At 68.2% G+C, this 23,517-nt stretch carries 20 protein-coding genes, 1 tRNA gene and 1 pseudogene; 9 read left to right on the forward strand and 13 right to left on the reverse strand.

The annotated features are described in order from the left end of the window. Positions 1-138: 138 nt before the first annotated feature. From FCH28_RS22980 to dnaA, 9 genes are all read right to left on the reverse strand, one after another. Positions 139-212, reverse strand: a tRNA-Ile gene (locus tag FCH28_RS22980). 88 nt (positions 213-300) lie between these two features. Then, a complete protein-coding gene (locus FCH28_RS22985) occupies positions 301-1,005 on the reverse strand; it encodes a DUF3566 domain-containing protein (RefSeq protein ID WP_425471977.1) in 705 nt (234 codons plus the stop codon). 15 nt (positions 1,006-1,020) lie between these two features. Next, complete coding sequence (gene gyrA / locus FCH28_RS22990) at positions 1,021-3,645, reverse strand: DNA gyrase subunit A (RefSeq protein ID WP_136742000.1); 2,625 nt, start codon at positions 3,643-3,645, stop codon at positions 1,021-1,023. A gap of 50 nt (positions 3,646-3,695) precedes the next feature. Next, the gene (gene gyrB / locus FCH28_RS22995; RefSeq protein WP_136742211.1) at positions 3,696-5,750 is read right to left on the reverse strand and encodes a DNA topoisomerase (ATP-hydrolyzing) subunit B; all 2,055 of its coding nucleotides are present in this window, start codon (positions 5,748-5,750) and stop codon (positions 3,696-3,698) included. A 317-nt stretch (positions 5,751-6,067) separates the two neighbouring features. Beyond that, complete coding sequence (locus FCH28_RS23000) at positions 6,068-6,562, reverse strand: DciA family protein (RefSeq protein WP_136742212.1); 495 nt, start codon at positions 6,560-6,562, stop codon at positions 6,068-6,070. A gap of 100 nt (positions 6,563-6,662) precedes the next feature. Further along, a complete protein-coding gene (recF, locus tag FCH28_RS23005) occupies positions 6,663-7,850 on the reverse strand; it encodes a DNA replication/repair protein RecF (RefSeq protein WP_136742001.1) in 1,188 nt (395 codons plus the stop codon). A gap of 66 nt (positions 7,851-7,916) precedes the next feature. Next, entirely contained in the window at positions 7,917-8,795 is an 879-nt protein-coding gene (gene gnd, locus FCH28_RS23010; protein ID WP_136742002.1) for a phosphogluconate dehydrogenase (NAD(+)-dependent, decarboxylating), read from the reverse strand. 133 nt (positions 8,796-8,928) lie between these two features. Next, a complete protein-coding gene (dnaN, locus tag FCH28_RS23015; RefSeq protein WP_136742003.1) occupies positions 8,929-10,059 on the reverse strand; it encodes a DNA polymerase III subunit beta in 1,131 nt (376 codons plus the stop codon). Between the two features lie 1,003 nt (positions 10,060-11,062). Further along, positions 11,063-12,955, reverse strand: coding sequence for a chromosomal replication initiator protein DnaA (dnaA, locus tag FCH28_RS23025; protein WP_136742004.1), 1,893 nt, complete (start codon positions 12,953-12,955; stop codon positions 11,063-11,065). Between the two features lie 378 nt (positions 12,956-13,333). Between dnaA and rpmH the strand changes: the two genes are divergently transcribed. The 9 genes and pseudogenes from rpmH (at position 13,334) to FCH28_RS23070 (ending at position 20,214) form a co-directional block, all read left to right on the forward strand. After that, a complete protein-coding gene (rpmH, locus tag FCH28_RS23030; RefSeq protein ID WP_030354375.1) occupies positions 13,334-13,471 on the forward strand; it encodes a 50S ribosomal protein L34 in 138 nt (45 codons plus the stop codon). A 24-nt stretch (positions 13,472-13,495) separates the two neighbouring features. Beyond that, positions 13,496-13,864, forward strand: a pseudogene (gene rnpA / locus FCH28_RS23035) (ribonuclease P protein component); the annotation flags it as partial. Positions 13,865-13,950: 86 nt separating this feature from the next. Then, a complete protein-coding gene (gene yidD, locus FCH28_RS23040; protein ID WP_136742006.1) occupies positions 13,951-14,268 on the forward strand; it encodes a membrane protein insertion efficiency factor YidD in 318 nt (105 codons plus the stop codon). Between the two features lie 3 nt (positions 14,269-14,271). After that, on the forward strand, positions 14,272-15,432 hold the full coding sequence (yidC, locus tag FCH28_RS23045) for a membrane protein insertase YidC (RefSeq protein ID WP_136742007.1): 1,161 nt from the start codon (positions 14,272-14,274) through the stop codon (positions 15,430-15,432). A 14-nt stretch (positions 15,433-15,446) separates the two neighbouring features. After that, positions 15,447-15,953, forward strand: coding sequence for a Jag family protein (locus FCH28_RS23050; RefSeq protein WP_136742008.1), 507 nt, complete (start codon positions 15,447-15,449; stop codon positions 15,951-15,953). Between the two features lie 131 nt (positions 15,954-16,084). Further along, on the forward strand, positions 16,085-16,810 hold the full coding sequence (gene rsmG / locus FCH28_RS23055; RefSeq protein WP_136742009.1) for a 16S rRNA (guanine(527)-N(7))-methyltransferase RsmG: 726 nt from the start codon (positions 16,085-16,087) through the stop codon (positions 16,808-16,810). Positions 16,811-17,118: 308 nt separating this feature from the next. Next, on the forward strand, positions 17,119-18,189 hold the full coding sequence (locus FCH28_RS23060) for an AAA family ATPase (protein ID WP_136742010.1): 1,071 nt from the start codon (positions 17,119-17,121) through the stop codon (positions 18,187-18,189). Then, positions 18,186-19,286, forward strand: a complete 1,101-nt coding sequence (locus FCH28_RS23065; protein ID WP_136742011.1) for a ParB/RepB/Spo0J family partition protein — start codon at positions 18,186-18,188, stop codon at positions 19,284-19,286. The genes FCH28_RS23060 and FCH28_RS23065 overlap by 4 nt, the downstream gene beginning before the upstream one ends. A 310-nt stretch (positions 19,287-19,596) precedes the next feature. Continuing rightward, entirely contained in the window at positions 19,597-20,214 is a 618-nt protein-coding gene (locus FCH28_RS23070; RefSeq protein WP_136742012.1) for a GNAT family N-acetyltransferase, read from the forward strand. A gap of 73 nt (positions 20,215-20,287) precedes the next feature. Here FCH28_RS23070 and trxA read toward each other — a convergent pair whose 3' ends face one another. The 4 genes from trxA to sigM all read right to left on the reverse strand — a co-directional run bounded on the left by trxA (position 20,288) and on the right by sigM (position 23,366). Next, positions 20,288-20,614 (reverse strand): thioredoxin, encoded by a 327-nt coding sequence (gene trxA, locus FCH28_RS23075; protein ID WP_136742013.1) that lies wholly within the window; start codon positions 20,612-20,614, stop codon positions 20,288-20,290. A 48-nt stretch (positions 20,615-20,662) separates the two neighbouring features. Then, the gene (trxB, locus tag FCH28_RS23080; protein ID WP_136742014.1) at positions 20,663-21,637 is read right to left on the reverse strand and encodes a thioredoxin-disulfide reductase; all 975 of its coding nucleotides are present in this window, start codon (positions 21,635-21,637) and stop codon (positions 20,663-20,665) included. Between the two features lie 116 nt (positions 21,638-21,753). Beyond that, positions 21,754-22,686 (reverse strand): anti-sigma factor family protein, encoded by a 933-nt coding sequence (locus FCH28_RS23085; RefSeq protein WP_136742015.1) that lies wholly within the window; start codon positions 22,684-22,686, stop codon positions 21,754-21,756. Beyond that, positions 22,683-23,366: an RNA polymerase sigma factor SigM gene (gene sigM / locus FCH28_RS23090; protein ID WP_136742016.1), complete on the reverse strand. Its 684-nt coding sequence runs from the start codon at positions 23,364-23,366 to the stop codon at positions 22,683-22,685. The genes FCH28_RS23085 and sigM overlap by 4 nt, the downstream gene beginning before the upstream one ends. Between the last annotated feature and the right edge of the window lie 151 nt (positions 23,367-23,517).

Raw genomic sequence — 23,517 nt, forward strand, 5'->3', positions numbered from 1 at the left:
GCCGATGATACACACCGGCCGATACCGATCGGTTATCTAGGCCGCGCTGAGCAACGCCCCGGCCCGCGGCCCGACTTCCACCCGCGCACAACGCATCGGCCCGGCCGGAGAAATCTCCGGCCGGGCCGATGTGTGCGGTGCGGCTACCAGGACTTGAACCTGGGGCCTCTTCCTTATCAGGGAAGCGCTCTAACCGTCTGAGCTATAGCCGCTCGTTCGCTGCACCGAAAGATTAGCGCACTTCAGAGGCGTTCCCAAAATCGGTTCCGAGAGCCCCCGGGCACCCCCGCCACCAGGGGCTCACTCGTCCTCGGCGAGGGTGAGCTCCACACCGCCGACGAAGCCCGCCGACAGGTTGTAGATAAAGGCGCCGAGCGTCGCCAGCGCCGTCGCCAGCACCACATCGATGATCGAGATGATCGAGGTGAAGAGCAGCACCCGCGGCAGCGAGAGGAACGACTGAAGATCGAAGCCGCCGCCCTCGCCGGAGCCGGTCGCCTCGCTGATCGTCCCGCCGACCGTGGAGAAGACGCCCATCGCGTTCATCACCATCCACAGCACCGCGACCGCCACGACGGTGCAGATACCCAGCGCGATGGACAGCAGGAAGCTGACCTTCATCACGGACCACGGATCGGCACGCGCCACCCGCAGCCGGGCCTTGCGCGTGCGCGGCGCCGTACGGGCCCCCGTACGCGGCTTGCGCACCGACTGCGTGCTGTACGCCTGGGGCGGCTGGTACGGCTGCTGCCCGCCCTGTGTCTGCCCCTGGCCGCCCTCGGCCCGCGGCTGGGGCTGCGGTTGCGGTTGCGGCTGGGAGTGCGGCTGCTGCGGATACGGCTGACGCGTATCGGTCACGGTTACCCCCTCGTAGGAGCCCTCGTCTCGGGGGCCGTCGGACGCGGCGGAGCCACGGGCGCTGTCATCCTTCACGGTCGCGGGTCGGGACGGGGACGTCTTCCTGTCTCCCGGCCCACCCGCCGCAGCGCCCGTGGCTCCACTCACGACCTACTCCTCGTGCTACTCCGCCGCGGGCTGCTCGCCCTCGGCCGCCGTGGGCTCGATCCCCTCGGCCGCATCAGTCTCGTCGGGCCCTTCGACCCCGTCCACCTCTTCGGCCTCACGACCGGCCTCGGCGTTCCGTGCGATGCCGACCACGGCATCCCGCTTGCCCAGGTTGATCAGTTGGACGCCCATGGTGTCACGCCCGGTCTCCCGCACCTCGTTGACCCGCGTACGGATCACGCCACCGCTCAGCGTGATCGCGAGGATCTCGTCGGTCTGCTCGACCACCAGCGCGCCGACCAGCGAACCCCGGTCCTCCACGATCTTGGCGGCCTTGATGCCCAGGCCGCCGCGGCCCTGGACGCGGTAGTCGTCGACCGGAGTGCGCTTGGCGTAGCCGCCGTCGGTGGCGGTGAACACGAACGTGCCCTCACGCACCACGTTCATCGAGAGCAGCTCGTCGCCCTCGCGGAAGCTCATGCCCTTCACACCGGACGTCGCCCGGCCCATCGGCCGCAGCGCGTCATCCGTCGCGGTGAAGCGGATCGACTGTGCCTTCTTGCTGATCAGCAGCAGGTCGTCGGTGTCCGACACCAGCTCGGCGCCGATCAGCTCGTCGTCCGTACCGTCCTCCTGCTCACGCAGGTTGATCGCGATCACACCGCCCGAGCGCGGCGAGTCGTAGTCCTTGAGCGGCGTCTTCTTGACCAGGCCGCCCTTGGTGGCGAGCACCAGATACGGCATGGCCTCGTAGTCCCGGATCGCCAGGATCTGCGCGATCTGCTCATCCGGCTGGAAGGCGAGCAGGTTGGCCACATGCTGACCCCGCGCATCGCGGCCCGCGTCGGGCAGCTCGTACGCCTTCGCGCGGTAGACACGGCCCTTGTTCGTGAAGAACAGCAACCAGTGGTGCGTCGTCGACACGAAGAAGTGGTCGACGATGTCGTCTTCCTTGAGCTTCGTGCCGCGGACGCCCTTGCCGCCGCGCTTCTGCGAGCGGTAGTCGTCGGTCTTGGTCCGCTTCACATAGCCGCCACGGGAGATCGTGACGACGATGTCCTCCTCGGCGATCAGGTCCTCGATGGACATGTCGCCCTCGAAGGGCACCAGCTTGGAGCGCCGGTCGTCGCCGAACTTCTCGACGATCGCGGCGAGTTCCTCGCTGATGATCTGCCGCTGGCGCTCGGGGGAGGCCAGGATCGCGTTGTACTCGCTGATCTTCCGCTGCAGCTCGTCGTGCTCGGCGGTGATCTTCTGGCGCTCCAGGGCGGCCAGCCGGCGCAGCTGCATCTCCAGGATCGCGTTCGCCTGGATCTCGTCGATCGTCAGCAGGCCCATCAGGCCCTCGCGCGCCACCTCGACCGTCTCACTGCGCCGGATCAGCGCGATGACCTCGTCGATCGCGTCCAGCGCCTTGAGCAGACCGCGCAGGATGTGCGCCCGCTCCTCGGCCTTGCGCAGCCGGAACTTCGTCCGCCGGACGATGACCTCGACCTGGTGGTTGACCCAGTTGCGGATGAACGCGTCCAGGGAGAGGGTGCGCGGCACCCCGTCCACCAGGGCGAGCATGTTCGCACCGAAGTTGGTCTGCAGGTCGGTGTGCTTGTAGAGGTTGTTGAGGACGACCTTGGCGACCGCGTCCCGCTTGAGCACGATGACCAGGCGCTGGCCGGTGCGCGAGGAGGTCTCGTCGCGGACGTCCGCGATGCCGCCGATCTTGCCGTCCTTCACCAGGTCGGCGATCTTCTGCGCGAGGTTGTCCGGGTTGACCTGGTACGGCAGCTCGGTGACCACCAGGCACTGGCGGTTCTGGATCTCCTCGACCGCCACCACCGCACGCATGGTGATCGAGCCGCGGCCGGTCCGGTACGCCTCCTCGATGCCCTTACGGCCCACCACCAGCGCGCCGGTGGGGAAGTCCGGGCCCTTGACCCGCTCGATCAGCGCGTCCAGCAGCTCCTCGTTCGAAGCCTCCGGGTGGGCCAGCGCCCACTGCGCGCCGTCCGCGACCTCGCGCAGGTTGTGCGGCGGGATGTTGGTGGCCATACCGACCGCGATACCGGCCGAGCCGTTGATCAGCAGGTTGGGGAAGCGGGACGGCAGGACCGTCGGCTCCTGGTTACGGCCGTCGTAGTTGTCCTGGAAGTCGACGGTCTCCTCGTCGATGTCCCGGAGCATCTCCATGGACAGCGACTTCATCTTGCACTCGGTGTACCGCATGGCCGCGGCCGGGTCGTTGCCCGGAGAGCCGAAGTTGCCGTTGGAGTCCACCAGCGGCATCCGCATCGACCACGGCTGCGCCAGACGCACCAGCGCGTCGTAGATGGAGGTGTCGCCGTGCGGGTGGTACGTACCCATGACGTCGCCGACGACGCGGGCGCACTTGTAGAAGCCCTTCTCGGGGCGGTACCCGCCGTCGTACATCGCGTACAGCACCCGGCGGTGCACCGGCTTGAGGCCGTCCCGCACATCCGGCAGCGCACGCGAGACGATCACCGACATCGCGTAGTCGAGGTAGGAGCGCTGCATCTCCGTTTCGAGCCCGACGGGCTCGACGCGCATGCCCACGCCTTCGATGGCGGCGGGCGCGCCCTCGGGGGTCACACCGTCCGGGGTCACAGGGGGGTTCTCGTCGGCCATTGCTGTTCAAAGTCCTTTCGAGCTGCGGCTGTTGTAAGGGCCGACAGGGCTCAGATGTCGAGGAAGCGGACGTCCTTGGCGTTGCGCTGGATGAAGGAGCGACGTGCCTCCACGTCCTCGCCCATCAGCACCGAGAACAGGTCGTCCGCGCGGGCCGCGTCGTCCAGCGAGACCTGGCCGAGCACCCGGTGGTCGATGTCCATGGTCGTCACGCGCAGCTCCTCGGCGTTCATCTCACCGAGACCCTTGAACCGCTGCACCGAGTCGTCCCGGATGCGCTTGCCGTTCTGCTTGCCGAGCTCGATCAGCGCGTCCCGCTCCGAGTCGGAGTAGGCGTACTCGAAGTCGTCCCGACCCCACTTGATCTTGTACAGCGGCGGGCGGGAGAGATAGACGTGCCCGGCCTCGACCAGCGGCCGCATGAAGCGGAACAGGAAGGTGAGCAGCAGGGTGTTGATGTGCTGGCCGTCGACGTCGGCGTCCGCCATCAGAATGATCTTGTGATAGCGGAGCCTCTCGATGTCGAAGTCCTCGTGCACACCCGTGCCGAACGCGGAGATCAGCGCCTGGACCTCGTTGTTCTGCAGGATCTTGTCGACCCGCGCCTTCTCGACGTTGAGGATCTTGCCTCGGATCGGAAGGATCGCCTGGTACTCGGGGTTACGGCCGGACTTGGCCGAGCCGCCGGCGGAGTCACCCTCGACGATGAAGATCTCGCACTTCGTCGGGTCGTTGGACTGGCAGTCGCTCAGCTTGCCGGGCAGCGACGCCGTCTCCAGCAGCCCCTTGCGGCGGGTCAGATCGCGCGCCTTACGGGCCGCGACCCGGGCCGTGGCGGCCTGGATGCCCTTGCGGATGATGTCCGCGGCCTCGTTGGGGTTGCGGTCGAGCCAGTCCGTGAGGTGCTCGTGCACGATCTTCTGCACGAAGGTCTTGGCCTCGGTGTTGCCCAGCTTGGTCTTGGTCTGGCCCTCGAACTGCGGCTCGCCGAGCTTGACCGAGATGATCGCCGTCAGACCCTCGCGGATGTCCTCACCCGTGAGGTTGTCGTCCTTCTCGCGCAGCAGCTTCTTGTCGCGGGCGTAACGATTGATCAGACCGGTCAGCGCCGCACGGAAGCCCTCCTCGTGCGTACCGCCCTCATGGGTGTGGATGGTGTTCGCGAAGCTGTAGAGACCCTCGCTGTACTGGGTGTTCCACTGCATCGCGATCTCGACCGAGAGCATCCGCTCCTTGTCCTCGGCCTCCACGTCGATGACGGTGGGGTGCACCAGCTCGCCCTTGCGCGAGTTCAGGTACTTCACGAAGTCGACGATGCCGCCCTCGTAGTGGTACCGAACCGAGAGCGGGTTGCCCTCCTCGTCCACATGGTCCGGGCGCTCGTCGCGCAGCGCGATCGTCAGGCCCTTGTTGAGGAACGCCATCTCCTGGAAGCGACGGGAGAGCGTCTCGAAGCTGTAGGCCGTGGTCTCGAAGATGTCGCCGTCGGCCCAGAACGTCACCGAGGTGCCGGACTCCTCGGTGGCCTCGTGCTTGGCCAGCGGGGCGGTGGGCACGCCGAGCTTGTAGTCCTGCGTCCAGCGGTAGCCGTCCGTGCGGACCTCGACCGCGACGCGCGTCGACAGCGCGTTCACGACGGATACGCCCACGCCGTGCAGACCACCGGAGACCGCGTAGCCGCCGCCGCCGAACTTGCCGCCGGCGTGCAGGACGGTCAGCACGACCTCGACGGCCGGCTTGTTCTCGGACGGCACGATGCCGACGGGGATACCGCGGCCGTTGTCGACCACCCGCACCCCGCCGTCGGGCAGGATCGTCACGTCGATGGTGTCGGCATGCCCGGCCATCGCCTCGTCGACGGAGTTGTCGACGACCTCCTGCACCAGGTGGTGCAGACCGCGCTCGCCGGTCGAGCCGATGTACATGCCGGGGCGCTTACGGACCGCGTCCAGGCCTTCGAGGACGGTGATCGCGCTGGCGTCGTACGACTTCTCCGCCGAGGAGTCGCTCATGGCGCCGGCCGGAACCCCCTCTTCAGTAGAAGCCGTGATGTTCTCGTTGAGGTCGCCGGAGTCGGCCACGAAGCGCCCTTTCTGGCACAGCACGAGCCCTTCCGCGCCTGCGGGATTCACCCCAGGAAGGCAGGCGGGAGCGGCTGCGTCGTTCGACATATTCCGCGAGTGGGCGGGATTGCTACCAGTCTACCGGTAGCACTGACACTCATGGGGGTTTGCGGGTGCCTGAGTCGTCACGTGCCGCCCTGAACTGACGTCCGCCGACTCCCCATATCCGAGACGGGGCCTCAGGACGCTCACGCGGGCACTCAGCGCTTCGGGCTGTCAACCGCCGGCTACCGTGAGCGGAGTCTCATACGTCACACCTGTAGCCAGGAGTGGCACGGCATGCCCAACCCCCGTATCGGTCAGCCGTACGTATCGCCCGGACCCTTGCTGCCGGGTGCCCGCAGCGGGCCGTAGCGCCGCCCCGGACCACCGGGCCCCAGCACCTTGATCAGCTTTACGGTGCCCTGCCCCAGGTCCTGGTTCAGCCGCGCCACCAGCTGCGGTGCCAGCAGCCGCAGCTGCGTCGCCCACGCCGTCGAATCGCACTGCACCGTCAGCACCCGGGCGTCCTCGTCGTACTTCTGCGGCTCGCAGTGCTGCGCCACCTCGGGCCCCACCATCTGCGGCCAGCGCCCCATCACCCCGCCGACCGCCGCCGGGGTCTCCCAGCCGCGCTCCGTGATCAGCCGGTTGATCGCCGCACCCAGCGGCAGCGGATCGCGGCCGTCCGCCCGCGCGCCCGAGCGCAGCCCGCCGCGCCGGGCCTGCTTCTTCTGCTGCGCGGCCGCGCCCCGCGCACGCGCCTGCTCCTTGGCGGCCACCAGCGCCTGACGGGCCAGGTCCACACCGGACAGCTCCGGCGGTTTGGGCCGGTCGGTCTGGTGACCGGCCGGTTCGGGGGCGGCCGCCTCGGGACGCTCCGGGAGCTGCTCGCCGCTCACGGCCGGGCCTTCGTCACGATGACACCCTCGTCACGGCGCCGTCCGCGACCGCATAGCGCGCCCCGGTCAGCACCCCCGGCACATCGTCGTCCACCGCCGCCGTCACCAGCACCTGCTCACCCGGCGCCACCAGTTCGGCCAGCCGCTCCCGGCGGCGCGCGTCCAGCTCGGCGAAGACATCGTCGAGGACGAGCACCGGCTCGCCCGCCCGTCGCCCGCCACCGCCCTCAGTGGAGGGCCCTCCGGGCCCGCAGTAACTCTCGGACCGCAGCAGGTCGTACGAGGCCAGCCGCAGCGCCAGCGCATACGACCAGGACTCGCCGTGACTGGCGTACCCCTTCGCCGGCAGCTGCCCCAGCTTCAGCACCAGATCGTCGCGGTGCGGACCGACCAGCGTCACCCCACGCTCGATCTCGCCCTTCCGGGCCTCCCCGAGCGCCGCCAGCAGCACGCCGTACAGCTCCTCGCGGGTCGACGCGGCGGCCATCGCCTCGCCCGCAGAGCCGCGGTACTCCAGCGCCAGCGGCCCGCCGCCCGGTGCCAGCTGCTCGTACGCCTTGTCCGCCAGCGGCTGCAGCGCGGCGATCAGATCGAGCCGCTGCGCCAGCAACTCGGCGCCCGCGCGCGCGAGATGCTGGTCCCACACGTCGAGGGTCGACAGATCCATCTGCCGCCCGCCGTGCCGGCGCGCCAGCGCCGCCGTCTTCAACAGGGTGTTCCGCTGCTTGAGGACACGGTCGTAGTCCGAGCGCACCCCGGCCATCCGCGGCGCCCGCGCGGTGATCAGCTCGTCCAGGAACCGCCGGCGCTCACCGGGATCGCCCTTGACCAGCGCCAGATCCTCCGGCGCGAACAGCACCGTCCGGACGATACCGAGCACATCACGCGGTCTGACCTGCGACGACCTGTTGATACGGGCGCGGTTGGCCTTCCCGGGATTGAGCTCCAGCTCGATCAGCTGCTGCCGCTCGCCCTGGACCACCGCGGCCCGGACGACGGCCCGGTCGGCGCCCATCCGCACCAGCGGGGCGTCCGAGGAGACCCGGTGGCTGCCGAGGGTGGCGAGATAGCCGACGGCCTCGACCAGATTGGTCTTCCCCTGCCCGTTGGGGCCGACGAAGGCCGTGACGCCCGGGTCGAGCGGAACCTCGACCCGGGCGTACGAGCGGAAGTCGGCGAGCGACAGATGCGATACGTGCATGGCTATCCGCCGGCCTCCCCTGCTGCTGAGCGTTGTTGCGTACTGCTGTTGCTGACTTCTCTTCGGTTACTTCTTGCTCTCCACCGCGTGGCCGCCGAACTGGTTGCGCAGCGCGGCGATCATCTTCATCTGCGGCGAGTCGTCCTGGCGGGACCCGAAGCGGGCGAAGAGCGACGCCGTGATCGCGGGCAGCGGCACGGCGTTGTCGATCGCGGCCTCGACCGTCCAGCGGCCCTCACCGGAGTCGGCGGCGAAGCCCCGCAGCTTCTCCAGGTGCTCGTCGTCGTCCAGCGCGTTGACGGCCAGGTCGAGCAGCCAGGAGCGGATGACCGTGCCCTCCTGCCAGGAGCGGAAGATCTCGCGCACGTCGGTGACGGAGTCGACCTTCTCCAGCAGCTCCCAGCCCTCGGCGAACGCCTGCATCATGGCGTACTCGATGCCGTTGTGGACCATCTTCGCGAAGTGGCCGGCGCCGACCTTGCCGGCGTGCACCGAGCCGAACTCGCCCTCGGGCTTGAGCGCGTCGAAGATCGGCTGCACCTTGGCGACGTCGTCCTTGTCGCCGCCGTACATCAGCGCGTAGCCGTTCTCCAGGCCCCAGACGCCGCCGGAGACACCGCAGTCGACGAAGCCGATGCCCTCGGCCTTCAGCTCCTCGGCGTGCTTCTCGTCGTCGGTCCAGCGGGAGTTGCCGCCGTCCACGACGATGTCGCCGGGCGAGAGCAGCTCGGCCAGCTCATCGATCGTCGACTGGGTGGCGGCACCGGCCGGCACCATGACCCAGACGACCCGCGGACCCCGGAGCTTTTCCACCAGCTCCTGGAGGCTGTCCACATCGGCCAGGTCCGGGTTGCGGTCGTATCCGATGACGGTGTGGCCTGCGCGGCGAATGCGCTCGCGCATATTGCCGCCCATCTTCCCGAGACCGACGAGACCGAGCTCCATCAGAGACCCTCTTTGCACATAGTCGTTGCTGTACCCGAGACCGAGCCTACGCCCGCAGGTGCGTGCACACCTGTGGGCTCAGGCGCTCATCGGGAGGGTCGGGTTGGATCCGGCAAAAGCCCAGGTCAGCCGCTCAGCCGCTCAGCCGCACCGGCATGATCAGGTACTTGTACGCGTCGTCCGCCTCGGCGTCCTTGGCCGGGCGGCCGCTCAGCAGTGCGGGCTTGGTCGAGGTCGTGAAGGACAGCTGCGCCACCGGGGAGTCGATGGCGGACAGGCCCTCCAGCAGGAAGCCGGGGTTGAAGGCGATCGAGATGTCGTCGCCGTCCAGATCCGCGTCGACCCTCTCCACAGCCTGTGCATCGTCGCTGGAGCCGGCCTCCAGGATCAGCACGCCCTGCTCGAAGCTCAGCCGGACCGGGGTGTTCCGCTCGGCCACCAGCGCCACACGCTTGACGGCCTCGACGAACGGCGCGGTCTCGATCACGGCGACGGAGTTGAACTCGGTCGGGAACAGCGTGCGGTACTTCGGCAGGTCGCCTTCCAGCAGCCGCGTCGTCGTACGCCGCCCGGCGCCCTCGAAACCGATCAGCCCCTCGCCCGCACCGGAGCCGGACAGCGCCAGCGTGACCGTGTCACCGCTGCTCAGCGACTTGGCGGTGTCCAGCAGCGTCTTGGCGGGGACCAGCGCGACCGCGGAGGCGTCCGGGCTCTCCGGCTTCCACAGGAACTCGCGCACGGCGAAGCGGTAGCGGTCGGTGGAGGCCAGGGTGACGGTGTCGCCCTCGATCTCGATCCGTACGCCGGTGAGCACCGGGAGCGTGTCGTCACGGCCGGCGGCGATGGCCACCTGGGCGGCGGCAGCGGCGAAGACCTCACCCGGAACGGTGCCGGTGGCGGTGGGCATGGTCGGCAGCGACGGGTACTCCTCCACAGGCAGTGTGTGGAGAGTGAAGCGGGACGAGCCGCAGACCACGGTCACTCGTACACCGTCGGTGGAAATCTCCACCGGGCGGTTGGGGAGCGCACGGCAGATGTCGGCGAGCAGCCGGCCGGAGACGAGGACGGTGCCCTCTTCCTCCACCTCGGCTTCCACGGAGACCCGCGCCGACACCTCGTAGTCGAAGCCGGAGAGGCTCAGCGCGCCGTCCTCCGCCTTCAGCAGCAGGCCCGCGAGGACGGGCACCGGCGGACGGGCCGGGAGGCTCTTGGCTGCCCAGGCCACCGCCTCCGCGAGTACATCGCGCTCCACCCGGATCTTCACCGGAAACCGCCTCCTGCTGTTGCTGGCTCTCGCCCTGCTGGCTTTCTCGTGGCTGATTCGCCGGAGACCAGTCTGACGTACGCCACCGACAGTCGGTGCGGCTCGGGGTCAAGTCGGTTCGGCGGAGGTCGGACACCGGCCGGCCAACTTGTGCACAGGCCCCGTTTCGAAACGAGTTCCCCGGTAGATATCCGTGGTCGTAGTAGTAGGGCCTGTGGAAACCGTGGACAACTGCTTTTGCGCAGGTCAACACGGATTTTTTGTCCACCGGTCCTGTGGGTGGCGGCCGTGGATAAGCCGGCGGTTCTGTGGACCGCCCAAAGTTCTGCACACCCGATGCACAGGGCAGGGGTACTTCTCCCCAGTGCCGTCCCCAGGTTTACCCACGTTCCCCACAGCCCAACCCAGCACCTTGGTGTGACCGCTTTCACTCGGCGCGGTGAGGACGGGTGTCGCGTTGCCGAACAGTGGACAGGGGTGTGGAGAAGCTGGGGACAACACCTGATCTTCTGTGGGCAGCCGGTGGACAAGCCCAACCCCCTCCTGTGGAAGAACCCTCCATCCACAGGCTGTGGACTGGGGTTGGCCACAAATCCACACCCGGCTGACCTCGTCCGATGCCCCGTCAGCACACCCCCCCTGTGGATCCCACAGGGATAACTTTCCAGTCCCCAGGGTGTGGACGGAAGAATCTTGCCCAATCTGTGGAGAGAGGCCGTTACCCGCCACCGATTCGAACAGCGGCCGGTGCCTTCCACAGGTTTGGGACGGCGGCCGGGTGGGATGGGGGCGGACGAACCGGGGGCCGGGAACGGTGCGGAGCGCTCGCGGAGAGCTCCAGGAGGCTTTCGCCGGCCTGTTCCGCCGGGCCGCTCCGCACGCGTTTCCCGCGGGTGTCCCCGCTCGTCCGCGCCCGCCCCGTACGACGAGGGGCGCCCCGTACGACGAAGGGCGCTCCGGAAACCCGTCCCGGAGCGCCCCTGGGCGTCTGTGCGGCCCGCCGTCAGCCGTTCTTGATGCGGTTGGTCAGCTCGGTGACCTGGTTGTAGATGGAGCGGCGCTCGGCCATCAGCGCGCGGATCTTGCGGTCGGCGTGCATCACGGTCGTATGGTCCCGGCCGCCGAACTGCGCGCCGATCTTCGGCAGCGAGAGATCCGTGAGCTCACGGCACAGATACATGGCGATCTGGCGGGCCGTCACCAGCACCCGGCTGCGCGAGGATCCGCACAGGTCGTCGATGGTCAGCCCGAAGTAGTCGGCGGTCGCGGCCATGATCGCGGTCGCGGTGATCTCCGGCGCGGCGTCCTCACCGCCGGGGATCAGGTCCTTCAGCACGATCTCGGTGAGCCCCAGGTCCACCGGCTGCCGGTTGAGCGACGCGAACGCGGTGACCCGGATCAGCGCGCCCTCCAGCTCGCGGATGTTGCGCGAGATCCGGGAGGCGATGAACTCCAGCACCTCGGGCGGTGCGTTCAGCTGCTCCTGCACCGCCTTCTTGCGGAGGATCGCGATCCGGGTCTCCAGCTCGGGCGGCTGGACGTCCGTGATCAGGCCCCACTCGAAGCGGTTGCGCAGCCGGTCCTCCAGAGTGACCAGCTGCTTGGGCGGCCGGTCGCTGGACAGCACGATCTGCTTGTTCGCGTTGTGCAGCGTGTTGAAGGTGTGGAAGAACTCCTCCTGCGTCGACTCCTTGCTCGCCAGGAACTGGATGTCGTCGACGAGCAGGATGTCCATGTCGCGGTATCGCTTGCGGAACGCGTCCGCCTTGCCGTCGCGGATGGAGTTGATGAACTCGTTGGTGAACTCCTCCGAGCTCACGTACCGCACCCGGGTGCCCGGATACAGGCTCCGCGCGTAGTGCCCGATCGCGTGCAGCAGGTGGGTCTTGCCGAGGCCGGACTCGCCGTAGATGAACAGCGGGTTGTACGCCTTGGCCGGGGCCTCGGCGACGGCGACCGCGGCGGCGTGCGCGAAGCGGTTCGAGGCACCGATGACGAAGGTGTCGAAGAGGTACTTCGGGTTCAACCGGGCGGTCGGCTCACCGGGGCCGGGCGCCGGCGCGGGCTGCGCGGCGAGCGGGCCGGGCGCACCGCTGGGCGCGGGGCCTGACCGCCCCGGCGGCTGGTGCTCCGAGAGGTCGCGGCGCGGCTGGTCGTAAGGGGAGCGCGAACCGTCGGGGCGCTGCGGCGGCCCGGAGCGCTCGGCGCCCTGCGAGCGGTAGTCGTTCTGCGCCTGCTGGTGCTGCTGTACGTGCGAGGGCGGCGGGGAGGCGTACGGGTCGCGCTCGGGAAAGCCGCCGAGGTGCTGCTGCTGCCAGCCGTAGTCGTCGCGCGGGCCCATGGCGGAGTGCTGGGGCCAGGCACCGGGCTCGGGCCGGTGCTGCTGCTGGTAATCGGGATAGGCGGGCCGGACGCTGGGCAGCTCGTCGCCCTGCCGTCCGTAGCCCTGGCGCCCGTCGTGGCGGTTGTCGTAGCCCTCGTACACATCGTGCTGGGGCTGGGACTGATGCGGCGGCTGGTGTTGCGGGTGCTGCTGCGGCTGCGAGTGCTGCTGCGGCGACTGGTGCTGCGACTGCTGGTGCTGCTGAGAGGCCGGGGGCCCGGATTGCGCCGGCGGCTCCTCGGAGGAGTCGTCAACGGTGATCGCGATCCGGATCGGCCGTCCGCACTCATGGCTGAGGGCTTCGCCGATCAGCGGCGCCAGGCGCCCTTCGAGCACACCCTTGGCGAATTCGTTGGGAACGGCGAGCAGGGCGGTGTCGGCGACCAGCGCCAGCGGCTGGGTGCGCTTGAGCCAGTCCTGGTCCTTGGGCTTGAGGCCATCGGCCTCTGCTCTCAGGAGATGATCGAGTACGCGTGGCCACACTGCGGCAAGATCGGCAGGTACATCAGCCACAGGGCACGCTCTCTCAGCAGTCCCACGAATGTGTGATTCTCAGGACGGGCGGGAAGGAATCGGAGTTCAGCCACGGTAGTCAGGCCGGGCCTGGGGATTCAAGTTGTTGTCCACAGGCTGTGCATAGTGTGTCCTGACAAGGGGGCGTCCGCGGTGCCAAGGAGCCGGTTTGACCGGATGGCGCAGCCGCGCGTACCGTGACCAGGTCGAGTTGTCGATGGCTGCTGCCGCCTGCCTCCGATGGGCAAAGATCGCGCTCCTGGTGATCGTGAAGCGGTGCACTCGGGCGTTGCGAGCTACTCGTGGGCGCACGGTGACAGCCAATCGACGCCCCACATCTGTCTCGTTTGAGACAACAAGCATTCCTGGAGCCCCCGAGTGAGCAAGCGCACCTTCCAGCCGAACAACCGCCGCCGCGCGAAGACCCACGGCTTCCGTCTGCGCATGCGGACCCGCGCCGGCCGCGCGATCCTCGCGACCCGTCGTGGCAAGGGTCGCGCCCGTCTGTCGGCCTGAGCAGCCTGACCCAAGGTCCATGACGTGCTGCCTACCGAACATCGGCTGAGGCGGCGCGAGGACTTTGCGACCGCGGTACGCCGGGGACGCAGGGCCGGGCGCCCGCTCCTTGTCGTCCATTTTCGTAGCGGTGCAACGGACCCGCACGCAGCGGGGGAATGCGTTCCCCCGACGCGTGCGGGTTTCGTCGTGAGCAAGGCCGTTGGCGTCGCCGTCGTCCGTAACAGGGTCAAGCGGCGGCTTCGCCATCTCATGCGCGACCGGCTGGACCGGCTGCCCGCCGGTAGCCTGGTTGTCGTACGGGCCCTGCCCGGCGCGGGTGACGCAGATCACGATCAGCTGGCCCGCGACCTGGATGCCGCTCTTCAGCGGCTGCTGGGAGGGGTGCCGAGAGGCTGCAATCCCCCGGGGGCCGCGACCGACAGCGGCTTCGCCTCGGGCCCCCGGAACCCCGGACGGGACCCGGGAGGGAGCGCACAGTGAAGTACCCGCTGCTTCTTTTGATCAAGATCTACCAGTGGACCATCAGCCCCCTGCTGGGCCCGGTCTGCAAGTACTACCCGTCGTGCTCGCACTATGGCTATACCGCCATCGACAGGCACGGCGCGGTGAAAGGGACCGCGCTGACCGCCTGGCGCATCCTGCGATGCAATCCGTGGTCGCTCGGTGGTGTCGACCACGTCCCTCCCCGGAAGCGTCCGGTTTGGCATCAGCGGCTGAGGAGCCGCCTGGGCGGGCCCACCGTCCCTGACCCTGCCGCCCAGCCCGAGACTCAGCCCAACGCCCAAGGAGCCTGATTCGTGGACACGATCCTGAATCCTCTCTACTACGCTGTTTCCTGGATCATCGTCCAGTTCCACTCGTTCTACAGCCTGATCTTCAACGAGAACAGTGGCGCGGCGTGGGGTCTGTCCATCGTCTCGCTGGTGGTGCTGATCCGTATCTGCCTGATCCCGCTCTTCGTGAAGCAGATCAAGTCGACGCGGAACATGCAGGCGCTCCAGCCGAAGATGAAGGCGATCCAGGAGCGCTACAAGAGCGACAAGCAGCGCCAGTCCGAAGAGATGATGAAGCTCTACAAGGAGACGGGCACCAACCCGCTCTCGAGCTGTCTCCCGATTCTGGCCCAGTCGCCGTTCTTCATCGCGCTGTACCAGGTCCTGAACCACATCGCGAACAACCAGACCGTCGGCGTCATCAACCAGTCGCTGCTGGACAGCGCGAACAAGGCGCACATCTTCGGTGCCCCGCTCGCCGCGAAGTTCATGGACAGCGCGGAGAAGATCCAGAGCCTCGGCGCTTCCGTGACCGACGTCCGCGTCGTCACCGTCATCATGATCGTCCTGATGTCGGCGTCGCAGTTCTACACGCAGCGCCAGCTGATGACCAAGAACGTCGACCTCACGGTGAAGACGCCGTTCATGCAGCAGCAGAAGATGCTGATGTACGTCTTCCCGATCATGTTCGCCGTCTTCGGCATCAACTTCCCCGTCGGTGTTCTCGTCTACTGGCTGACCACCAACGTGTGGACCATGGGCCAGCAGATGTTCGTCATCCGTCGTAACCCCACCCCGGGCAGCAAGGCCTTCACCGAGCGCCAGGAGCGGCTGCGGGCCAAGGGCAAGCTGGTGGAGGCTCCGGCCGAGGTCGAGGCGAAGAAGGCTGCCGAGGAGGCGCGCCAGAACCGCCAGCAGCCCAAGCGGCAGCCGAAGTCCAAGCGGCACACCACCACCGGTGCCGCGGGTGGCGGCGCGCAGGGCCGTACGCGTGCCGGCTCGGGCGGCGCCGCGGGCTCCGGGCAGGGGGCTTCGAAGAAGCAGTCGCTGGAGAAGAAGGCCACGCAGGACAGCAAGGCGAACGGCGGCACCCCCGCGAAGGGCGGCTCCGCCTCCGGATCCCGTAACACCAAGTCCGGACAGCGCAAGGGCCAGCAGCGCCCCAAGCACCCGTCCAAGAAGTAAGAAGGAGTCCTTTCGTGACGGACACGAACCCTGCCACCAAGGGCACCGACACCCTGACCCGCCTGGAGCAGGAAGGCGAGATCGCGGCCGACTACCTCGAGGGGCTGCTGGACATCGCGGACCTGGACGGCGACATCGACATGGACGTCGAGGCCGACCGGGCCGCCGTGTCGATCATCAGCGATTCGACCAGCCGTGATCTGCAGAAGCTGGTGGGCCGGGATGGTGAGGTGCTGGAGGCGCTGCAGGAGCTGACCCGGCTCGCCGTGCACCGCGAGACCGGTGATCGCAGCCGTCTGATGCTGGACATCGCGGGCTTCCGGGCGCGCAAGCGTGAGGAGCTCGCCGAGATCGGCGCCAAGGCGGCGGAGCAGGCCAAGGGCACCGGTGAGCCGGTGAAGCTCGACCCGATGACGCCCTTCGAGCGCAAGGTCGTTCACGACGCGGTGGCCGCGGCGGGGCTGCGCAGCGAGTCGGAGGGCGAGGAGCCGCAGCGCCGCGTGGTTGTTCTCCCGGCCTGATCTCCCAGCGCTTCTCTTTCTTTGGCCCCGTCTGCTCGCAGGCGGGGCCAAAACTTGTCAGCGTTCTGTGTTATTCCGGGCCTATCCCGGGTTCCCGGCAGGAAAAGCAGTCCAGAGGAAGGGCGGTTCCCGTGACGGAGGCAGCAGCAGAGCTCCCTCCTGCGCCGAAAGCTGCGCAGGAGGTATTCGGTGAGCGCTTTCCGGAGGCCGTGCGGTACGGCGAGCTGCTCGCCGACGCGGGCGTGCAGCGGGGCCTGATCGGCCCCCGCGAGGTGCCGCGGCTGTGGGAGCGGCACCTGCTGAACTGCGCGGTGCTCTCCGAGGTGGTGCCCGAGGGCGTCTCGGTCTGCGATGTGGGCTCGGGGGCCGGGCTGCCCGGTATTCCGTTGGCTCTGGTGCGCCCGGATCTGAAGATCATGCTCCTGGAGCCGCTGCTGCGACGTACGAACTTCCTCCAGGAGGTCGTCGAGCTGCTCGGGCTGGATCATGTGACGGTCGTCCGGGGGCGGGCCGAGGAGGTCATGGGCAAGCTTCCTCAGGTGCATGTGGTGACCGCGCGGGCCGTTGCTCCGCTCGACCGGCTGGCCGGCTGGGGGGTTCCCCTGCTGCGTCCTTACGGCGAGATGCTGGCGCTCAAGGGCGACACCGCGGAGGAGGAGCTCAAGAGCGCTCGGGCGGCGCTGAGCAAGCTCGGCGTGGTGGAGACCTCGGTGGTGCATGTGGGCGAGGGCATTGTGGATCCGCCCTCGACGGTGGTGCGGGTCGAGGTGGGCGAGAGCCCGGGCGGGGTGCGCTTTGCGGCCAAGCGGGCGAAGGCTGCTCGCGTCAGTCGCGGGTCCAGGGGCCGGCGGCGCTGACGCCCTGATGCCGGAGGTGCGCTGGCCGGCGCTGATGCGGTGGGCGTGTCGTCCACCGCATCGCCGTGAACAGGGCGAATTCAGTAAACAACACAAAACGCCATAAGACGGAGTGTTGCGGCTTAATTGGGCGCGGCGCTGGCATCGTGTTTCACGTGAAACGTCGTTCTCTGCTGCAAGGGATTATCAGTCGTGGTCGCGCGGCTGCCGCGCCGCGTGACCGCAGGCCCACAAGGGTCACGGAAGTATCCACAGATGTGGGTTCATCCACAGGAGAACGGACCTCACTGGTTCACGACACCGAAAGCATGGCAGGCTCTGCACATTGCGAGCCTGATGTCGAGGAGAGTGAATCCTTGCGGTCCGACGCCAACATCGCGGGACCGATGACCGATCCGGTCCCCGGTCCCCGTAGCCAGTCGTTCGGGGACGACGTTTCACGTGAAACGCCGCCCCCGATGGACGACACCCCGATCGGTCGTGCAGCTCAGCTGGCGGTAGAGGCACTCGGCCGCGCGGGCGAGGGGCTACCCCGGCCCGAACACACCCGGGTCATGGTGGTCGCCAACCAGAAGGGCGGGGTCGGCAAGACCACGACCACGGTGAACCTGGCGGCCTCACTCGCCCTGCACGGGGCGCGGGTTCTTGTGATCGACCTCGACCCTCAGGGCAATGCCTCGACGGCGCTGGGGATCGACCACCATGCCGAAGTGCCGTCGATCTATGACGTGCTGGTGGAGAGCAAGCCACTCTCCGACGTGGTGCAGCCGGTGATGGACGTGGAGGGCCTGTTCTGCGCGCCCGCCACGATCGACCTCGCCGGCGCCGAGATCGAGCTGGTCTCACTGGTGGCACGGGAGAGCCGGCTGGACCGGGCCATCCAGGCGTATGAACAGCCGCTGGACTACATCCTCATCGACTGCCCGCCCTCGCTCGGACTGCTGACCGTCAATGCTCTGGTCGCCGGCGCCGAGGTACTGATCCCGATCCAGTGCGAGTACTACGCGCTTGAGGGCCTGGGGCAACTTCTGAGGAATGTCGACCTGGTGCGGGGCCATCTCAACCCCAAGCTCCATGTCTCGACGATCCTGCTCACCATGTACGACGGGCGTACCCGGCTGGCTTCCCAGGTTGCCGACGAGGTGCGCAGTCACTTCGGCAGCGAGGTGCTCCGTACCAGCATCCCCCGCTCGGTGCGCATTTCCGAGGCGCCCAGCTACGGGCAGACGGTGCTCACCTATGACCCGGGATCCAGCGGCTCGCTCTCGTACCTCGAAGCGGCCAGAGAGATCGCGTTGCGCGGGGTGCCCCAGATCGGGAGCCAGGGCCTGGGCATCAACTATGAAGCACAGCACAGCATGTCGGAGGGGACTCAGTGAGTGAACGACGTAGAGGGCTGGGCCGTGGGCTCGGTGCGCTGATCCCTGCGGCACCGCAGAGCACGGACCCTACCGGCCCTGCGGTGGGGCGGGGAGCGACGTCACCGTCGGCGGTACCCGTATTGGCGCCGGAGCGAGGAGTCGCGGCGGCCAAGGTCGCCGGGCTGCCGGCACACGGTGTTTCACGTGAAACGGAGCCACCGGCCGAGGCGGGGACAACGGCGGGGGCGGTGGCGGAAGTCGCGGGTGCCCATTTCGCCGAGGTGCCACTGGATGCGATCACGCCGAACCCCCGGCAGCCGCGTGAGGTCTTCGACGAGGACGCCCTGGCCGAGCTGGTCACCTCCATCCGGGAGGTGGGTCTGCTCCAGCCGGTTGTGGTCCGTCAGACCGCCCCGGACAAGTACGAGCTCATCATGGGCGAGCGCCGCTGGCGGGCTTGCCGTGAGGCCGGACTGGAGAAGATTCCCGCCATCGTCCGGGCCACCGACGATGACAAGCTGCTGTTGGACGCGCTCCTGGAGAATCTCCACCGGGCTCAGCTCAACCCGCTGGAAGAGGCCGCCGCCTACGACCAGTTGCTGAAGGACTTCAAGTGCACGCATGACGAGCTGGCCGACCGGATCGGGCGATCCCGTCCGCAGGTCTCCAACACGCTGCGTCTGCTGAATCTCTCGCCGTCCGTGCAGAACCGGCTCGCTGCGGGTGTGCTCTCCGCGGGACATGCCCGTGCCCTGCTCTCCGTGGAGGACTCGGAGGAGCAGGACCACCTGGCACGTCGCATCGTGGCGGAGGGGTTGTCGGTGCGCACGGTCGAGGAGATCGTGAAGCTGATGGGCTCGACTCCCAAGAGCGCGAGCAAGGCGAAGGGGCCCCGTGCGGGTACCCGGGTGTCCCCTGCGCTCACGGGTCTCGCGTCGCGACTGTCCGACCGCTTCGAGACCCGGGTGAAGGTCGACCTCGGCCAGAAGAAGGGAAAGATCGTCGTCGAGTTCGCCTCGATAGACGACCTGGAGCGCATCCTCGGCACGCTGGCCCCCGGCGAAGGACGCGTTCTGGGAAAGTCGCTGGCAGAAGAGAACCAGAACGAGGAGTGAGCTGACGTTTCGGCTCGCGGCGGGCCGTGTTCCGGGGGGGCTTACCGGAACACGGCCCGCCCTTTGCTCTCTGGCGGTACCCGTGCCCGTAAAGGGTGGATACGATGCGATCGGGTATGGCGCGCATCCACGTGGAGACACCTCATATCGAGGAGAGAGCCATGCGATCAGTGAGCCGCACCGGACTCATGGCGGCGGCGGGGTTCGGCCTCGCAGCCGTCGGAGGGTTCGTTGGTGGTCTGCTCAGAGAGCGAGCAACGCTGACGGCGCTTCGTGGTGCGGCGGGCGAGGGAAGTGAGGACCTGGCTTCATGGGCCGTCAGCTCGTACCGCTCACGCTGGACAACCTTCCAGATCTCCCCAAGCGCTGCCGCTCCTGTGTCTTCTGGGAGCTCGACCCCGTCAGCGGTGAAGCCGCGGTAAAGGCGGGCCGGCCGGAGCTGGAGAAGGAAGCCTGGATCTCGGCGGTGCTGCTGGAGTGGGGATCCTGCGGGCGCGTTGTCTATGTCGACGATGTGCCGGTCGGGTTCGTGATGTATGCCCCGCCGGCCTATGTGCCGCGGTCCACCGCCTTCCCCACCAGCCCTGTGTCACCGGATGCGGTGCAGTTGCTGACCGCTTGGCTGATGCCCGGCTACCAGGGCCAGGGGCTGGGGCGGGTGATGGTCCAGACGGTTGCCAAGGACCTCATCCAGCGCGGGTTCAAGGCCATCGAGGCATTCGGCGATGCCCGCTGGACCGAGCCGGCATGTGTCCTGCCGGCCGACCATCTCCTCGCAGTGGGCTTCAAGACCGTACGCCCGCACCCGCGCTTTCCGCGGCTGCGGCTTGAGCTGCGGACCACGATCTCGTGGAAGGAAGACGTGGAGCTGGCCCTCGACCGGCTGTTGGGGGCGGTGCAGAAGGAACCCGCCCTGCGCCCCTTGTAGCGGTGGCGAACGGCGAACGGGCCCGCCCCTCGAAAGGGGCGGGCCCGTTTCACGTGAAACATGAGCGTGTGACTCAGGCGAGGAAGTCCGCGAGGTCGCGCTCGATCGCCGCCTTCGGCTTGGCGCCGACGATGGTCTTCACGACCTCGCCGCCCTTGTAGACGTTCATGGTCGGGATGGACATGACGCCGTACTTGGCGGTGGTCGCCGGGTTCTCGTCGGTGTTGAGCTTGGCGATGACGATCTCGTCGTGCTCGGCGGCAATGGCCTCCAGGGACGGGGCGACCTGGCGGCACGGGCCGCACCAGGTGGCCCAGAAGTCCACGAGGACGGGCTTGTCGCTCTTGAGGACGACCTCTTCGAAGTTGTCGTCCGTCACGGTCACCGTGGCGCCGGCCATGGCAATCTCCTTACTGGATGGGTGGTGGGAGGCGGGGGGTACGAGGGTTCAGACGGAAGGCGACTTGTCCGGCTCGGGCACGGACTCGCCGTCCGTCAGCGCCGCGAGGAACCGCTCGGCGTCGAGGGCGGCGGAGCAGCCCGTGCCGGCAGCGGTGATCGCCTGGCGGTAGGTGTGGTCGACAACGTCACCGGCGGCGAAGACACCCGCCAGGTTCGTACGCGTGCTGGGGGCGTCGACCTTGAGGTAGCCGTCGTCGTCCAGGTTCAGCTGGCCCTTGAACAGCTCGGTCCGCGGGTCGTGGCCGATCGCGATGAACAGACCGGTCACCGGGAGTTCGGAGGTCTCGCCGGTCTTGACGTTGCGCAGCGTCAGACCGGAGAGCTTGTTCTCGCCGTGGATCTCGGCGACCTCGCTGTCCCACGCGAACTTGATCTTCGGGTCGGCGAAGGCACGATCCTGCATCGCCTTGCTCGCGCGCAGCGTGCCGCGGCGGTGGACGACCGTGACGGACTTGGCGAAGCGCGAGAGGAAGGTCGCCTCCTCCATCGCGGTGTCGCCACCGCCGATGACGGCGATGTCCTGGTCCTTGAAGAAGAACCCGTCGCAGGTGGCGCACCAGGAGACACCGCGGCCGGACAGCTCGTCCTCTCGCGGCAGGCCGAGCTTGCGGTGCTGAGAGCCCGTGCTGACGATGACGGTCTTCGCGCGGTGCACGGTGCCCGCGGTGTCGGTGACGGTCTTGATCTCCTCGGAGAGGTCGACCGAGACAATGTCGTCCGGTACAAGCTCGGCGCCGAAGCGCTCGGCCTGGGCGCGCATGTTGTCCATCAGGTCCGGACCCATGATGCCGTCGCGGAATCCGGGGAAGTTCTCCACGTCGGTGGTGTTCATCAGCGCGCCGCCGGCGGTGACGGCACCTTCGAAGACCAGCGGCTTCAGGGACGCGCGGGCCGTATAGAGCGCTGCGGTGTATCCCGCGGGCCCGGAGCCGATGATGATCACGTTGCGGACGTCGCTCACGGGTGTCTTCCTTGTCTCTGCCGACTGCTTGCTGGGGCTCTCTGGGAACTCTCACCCCACCCAACGGATCCTACGGGTCGAGCATTCCCGGAGTGTCACAGCGCACGTTCCGTCGTTCAGTCTCGCTGATACGAGTGGGACAGCAGGACCTTCCCGGGGACCGGCGGAGAGGCGGAGACACAAGAGGAGGCTACGACGTACGCGGAGACCCGCGAGGGGTCGGACGGATAGGGCAGCACGACGAGGTAGGCGTCCTTGCCCTCGAAGGTGCGGCGGCTGGCCGCGAGCGGGGATTCCGTCCGCCCGATGCCCTGCCGTACGCAGGACGGGACGGTGTCGGCCGCACCGCGCATCGGGGTCTCGGGGGAGCTGCGCGTGCCGATGTCCGGTGACTTGTGCGAGGCCTTGGATGCGAGCAGGTCGTGGACGTGCGAGCCGAGGTTCGTGCGGGTCAGGCCGCCGGCAGCGCCCGCGCTCTTTTCGGTGACCGCGGTGTTGCGGTCCTGGTTGCTCGCCTGGCTCCCGTTGAGGGCGGCGTTCTGGACGAGGAGCCCACCGATGCTGAACACCGCGGCGGCGGCTGCGGTGCCGAGGAGGATTCGGGGCCAGCGGCGCGCACGGGACGAGCGGCCACCCGGTGTCCGCCGACCCGGTCCGGAGGCGCCCCGGGGACGACCGGCCGGCCTGCTGGGCCTGGCACCGGGGGTGAGCGATTCCACATCGGTTTCACGTGAAACCGAAGCCGGCGCGACGGATGTTTCACGTGAAACCAGCGTCCCCGTGCTGGGCGACGTGGCGTTCAGGAGTGCCTCGGCGGCCAGGGCGGCATCGATGCGCCCCGCGACATCGGCCGGCATACGCGTAGGACCGGGAAGGGTACCGAGGAGCCCCCGGATTTCCTCCAAGGACTCATAGACGTCTTCGCACAGGGCGCAGCTGGCGAGATGGTCTCGCAGATCCGCGGTGCGGGAGGGGGAAAGGAGCCCGTCGGTGAGATCGGAGATCTCGGCGACCTCCGGGTGCTCGCCTGTTCCGGTCGTCGACGTCACGCTCGCCCACCTCCGCCCTTCACGGCACCTGTGTCGTTCGGTCCTGCCGTCGGTGGGACGGATGTCCCCTGCGCCCGGTTCCTTCCCCCGCTCACGGGTCCGCTACCCCCGCCATCGGCGCGCAGATGGGTGACCAAGGGAAGCAGCCGAGCACGGCCTCGTGCGCACCGGCTTTTCACCGTTCCGGTCGGGACATCGAGGATCGCGGCGGCTTCGGCGACTGGATAGCCCTGCATATCGACAAGGACGAGAGCGGCACGCTGCTCCTCGGGCAGTGTGCGCAGCGCACTGAGCACTTCACGGTGCAGATCCTGGCGCTCGGCCGGAACCGCAGCGGATTCCTGAGGCTCGAGGAGCTGCTCCAGACGCTCGGTCTCGGCGACGGGCGAGGTGCGCCGGGAGGCGGCCTTGCGGGCCCGGTCCAGACAGGCATTCACCGTGATGCGGTGCAGCCAGGTCGTCACGGCGGACTGCCCACGAAACGTGTGGGCCGCGCGGTAGGCGGAGACCAGAGCGTCCTGCACGGCGTCGGCGGCTTCCTCGCGGTCGCCGAGCGTGCGCAGGGCCACGGCCCAGAGCCGGTCGCGGTGGCGGCGGACGATCTCTCCGAAGGCGTCGGGATCGCCCGCGACATGGCGAGCGAGGAGGTCTTGATCGCTGCAGCCATCCAGCGAGTTCACCTATTGCCCCCTCCCCTGCGCGTCACCTCGGTGATACCGAGGCCGGTCATTCACTGCCCATGTTGCGGACTACCCTATGGCACCGCGGTCAATCAGGGACCCCCTTGTTCTGGGGAGATGAGACGGCGTGTGAATGCGCGGGGTGAATGTG

This window comes from Streptomyces piniterrae (assembly GCF_005048155.1).
Classification (GTDB): domain Bacteria; phylum Actinomycetota; class Actinomycetes; order Streptomycetales; family Streptomycetaceae; genus Streptomyces; species Streptomyces piniterrae.

What these genes read in the sequence shown, in the direction of transcription:
- gyrA (WP_136742000.1), bottom strand. Translation starts at nt 3,645, where the DNA reads ATGGCCGACGAGAACCCCCCTGTGACCCCGGACGGTGTGACCCCCGAG.
- trxA (WP_136742013.1), bottom strand. Translation starts at nt 20,614, where the DNA reads ATGGCCGGCGCCACGGTGACCGTGACGGACGACAACTTCGAAGAGGTC.
- FCH28_RS23060 (WP_136742010.1), top strand. Translation starts at nt 17,119, where the DNA reads ATGGCAGGCTCTGCACATTGCGAGCCTGATGTCGAGGAGAGTGAATCC.
- recF (WP_136742001.1), bottom strand. Translation starts at nt 7,850, where the DNA reads ATGCACGTATCGCATCTGTCGCTCGCCGACTTCCGCTCGTACGCCCGG.
- gnd (WP_136742002.1), bottom strand. Translation starts at nt 8,795, where the DNA reads ATGGAGCTCGGTCTCGTCGGTCTCGGGAAGATGGGCGGCAATATGCGC.
- FCH28_RS23070 (WP_136742012.1), top strand. Translation starts at nt 19,597, where the DNA reads ATGGGCCGTCAGCTCGTACCGCTCACGCTGGACAACCTTCCAGATCTC.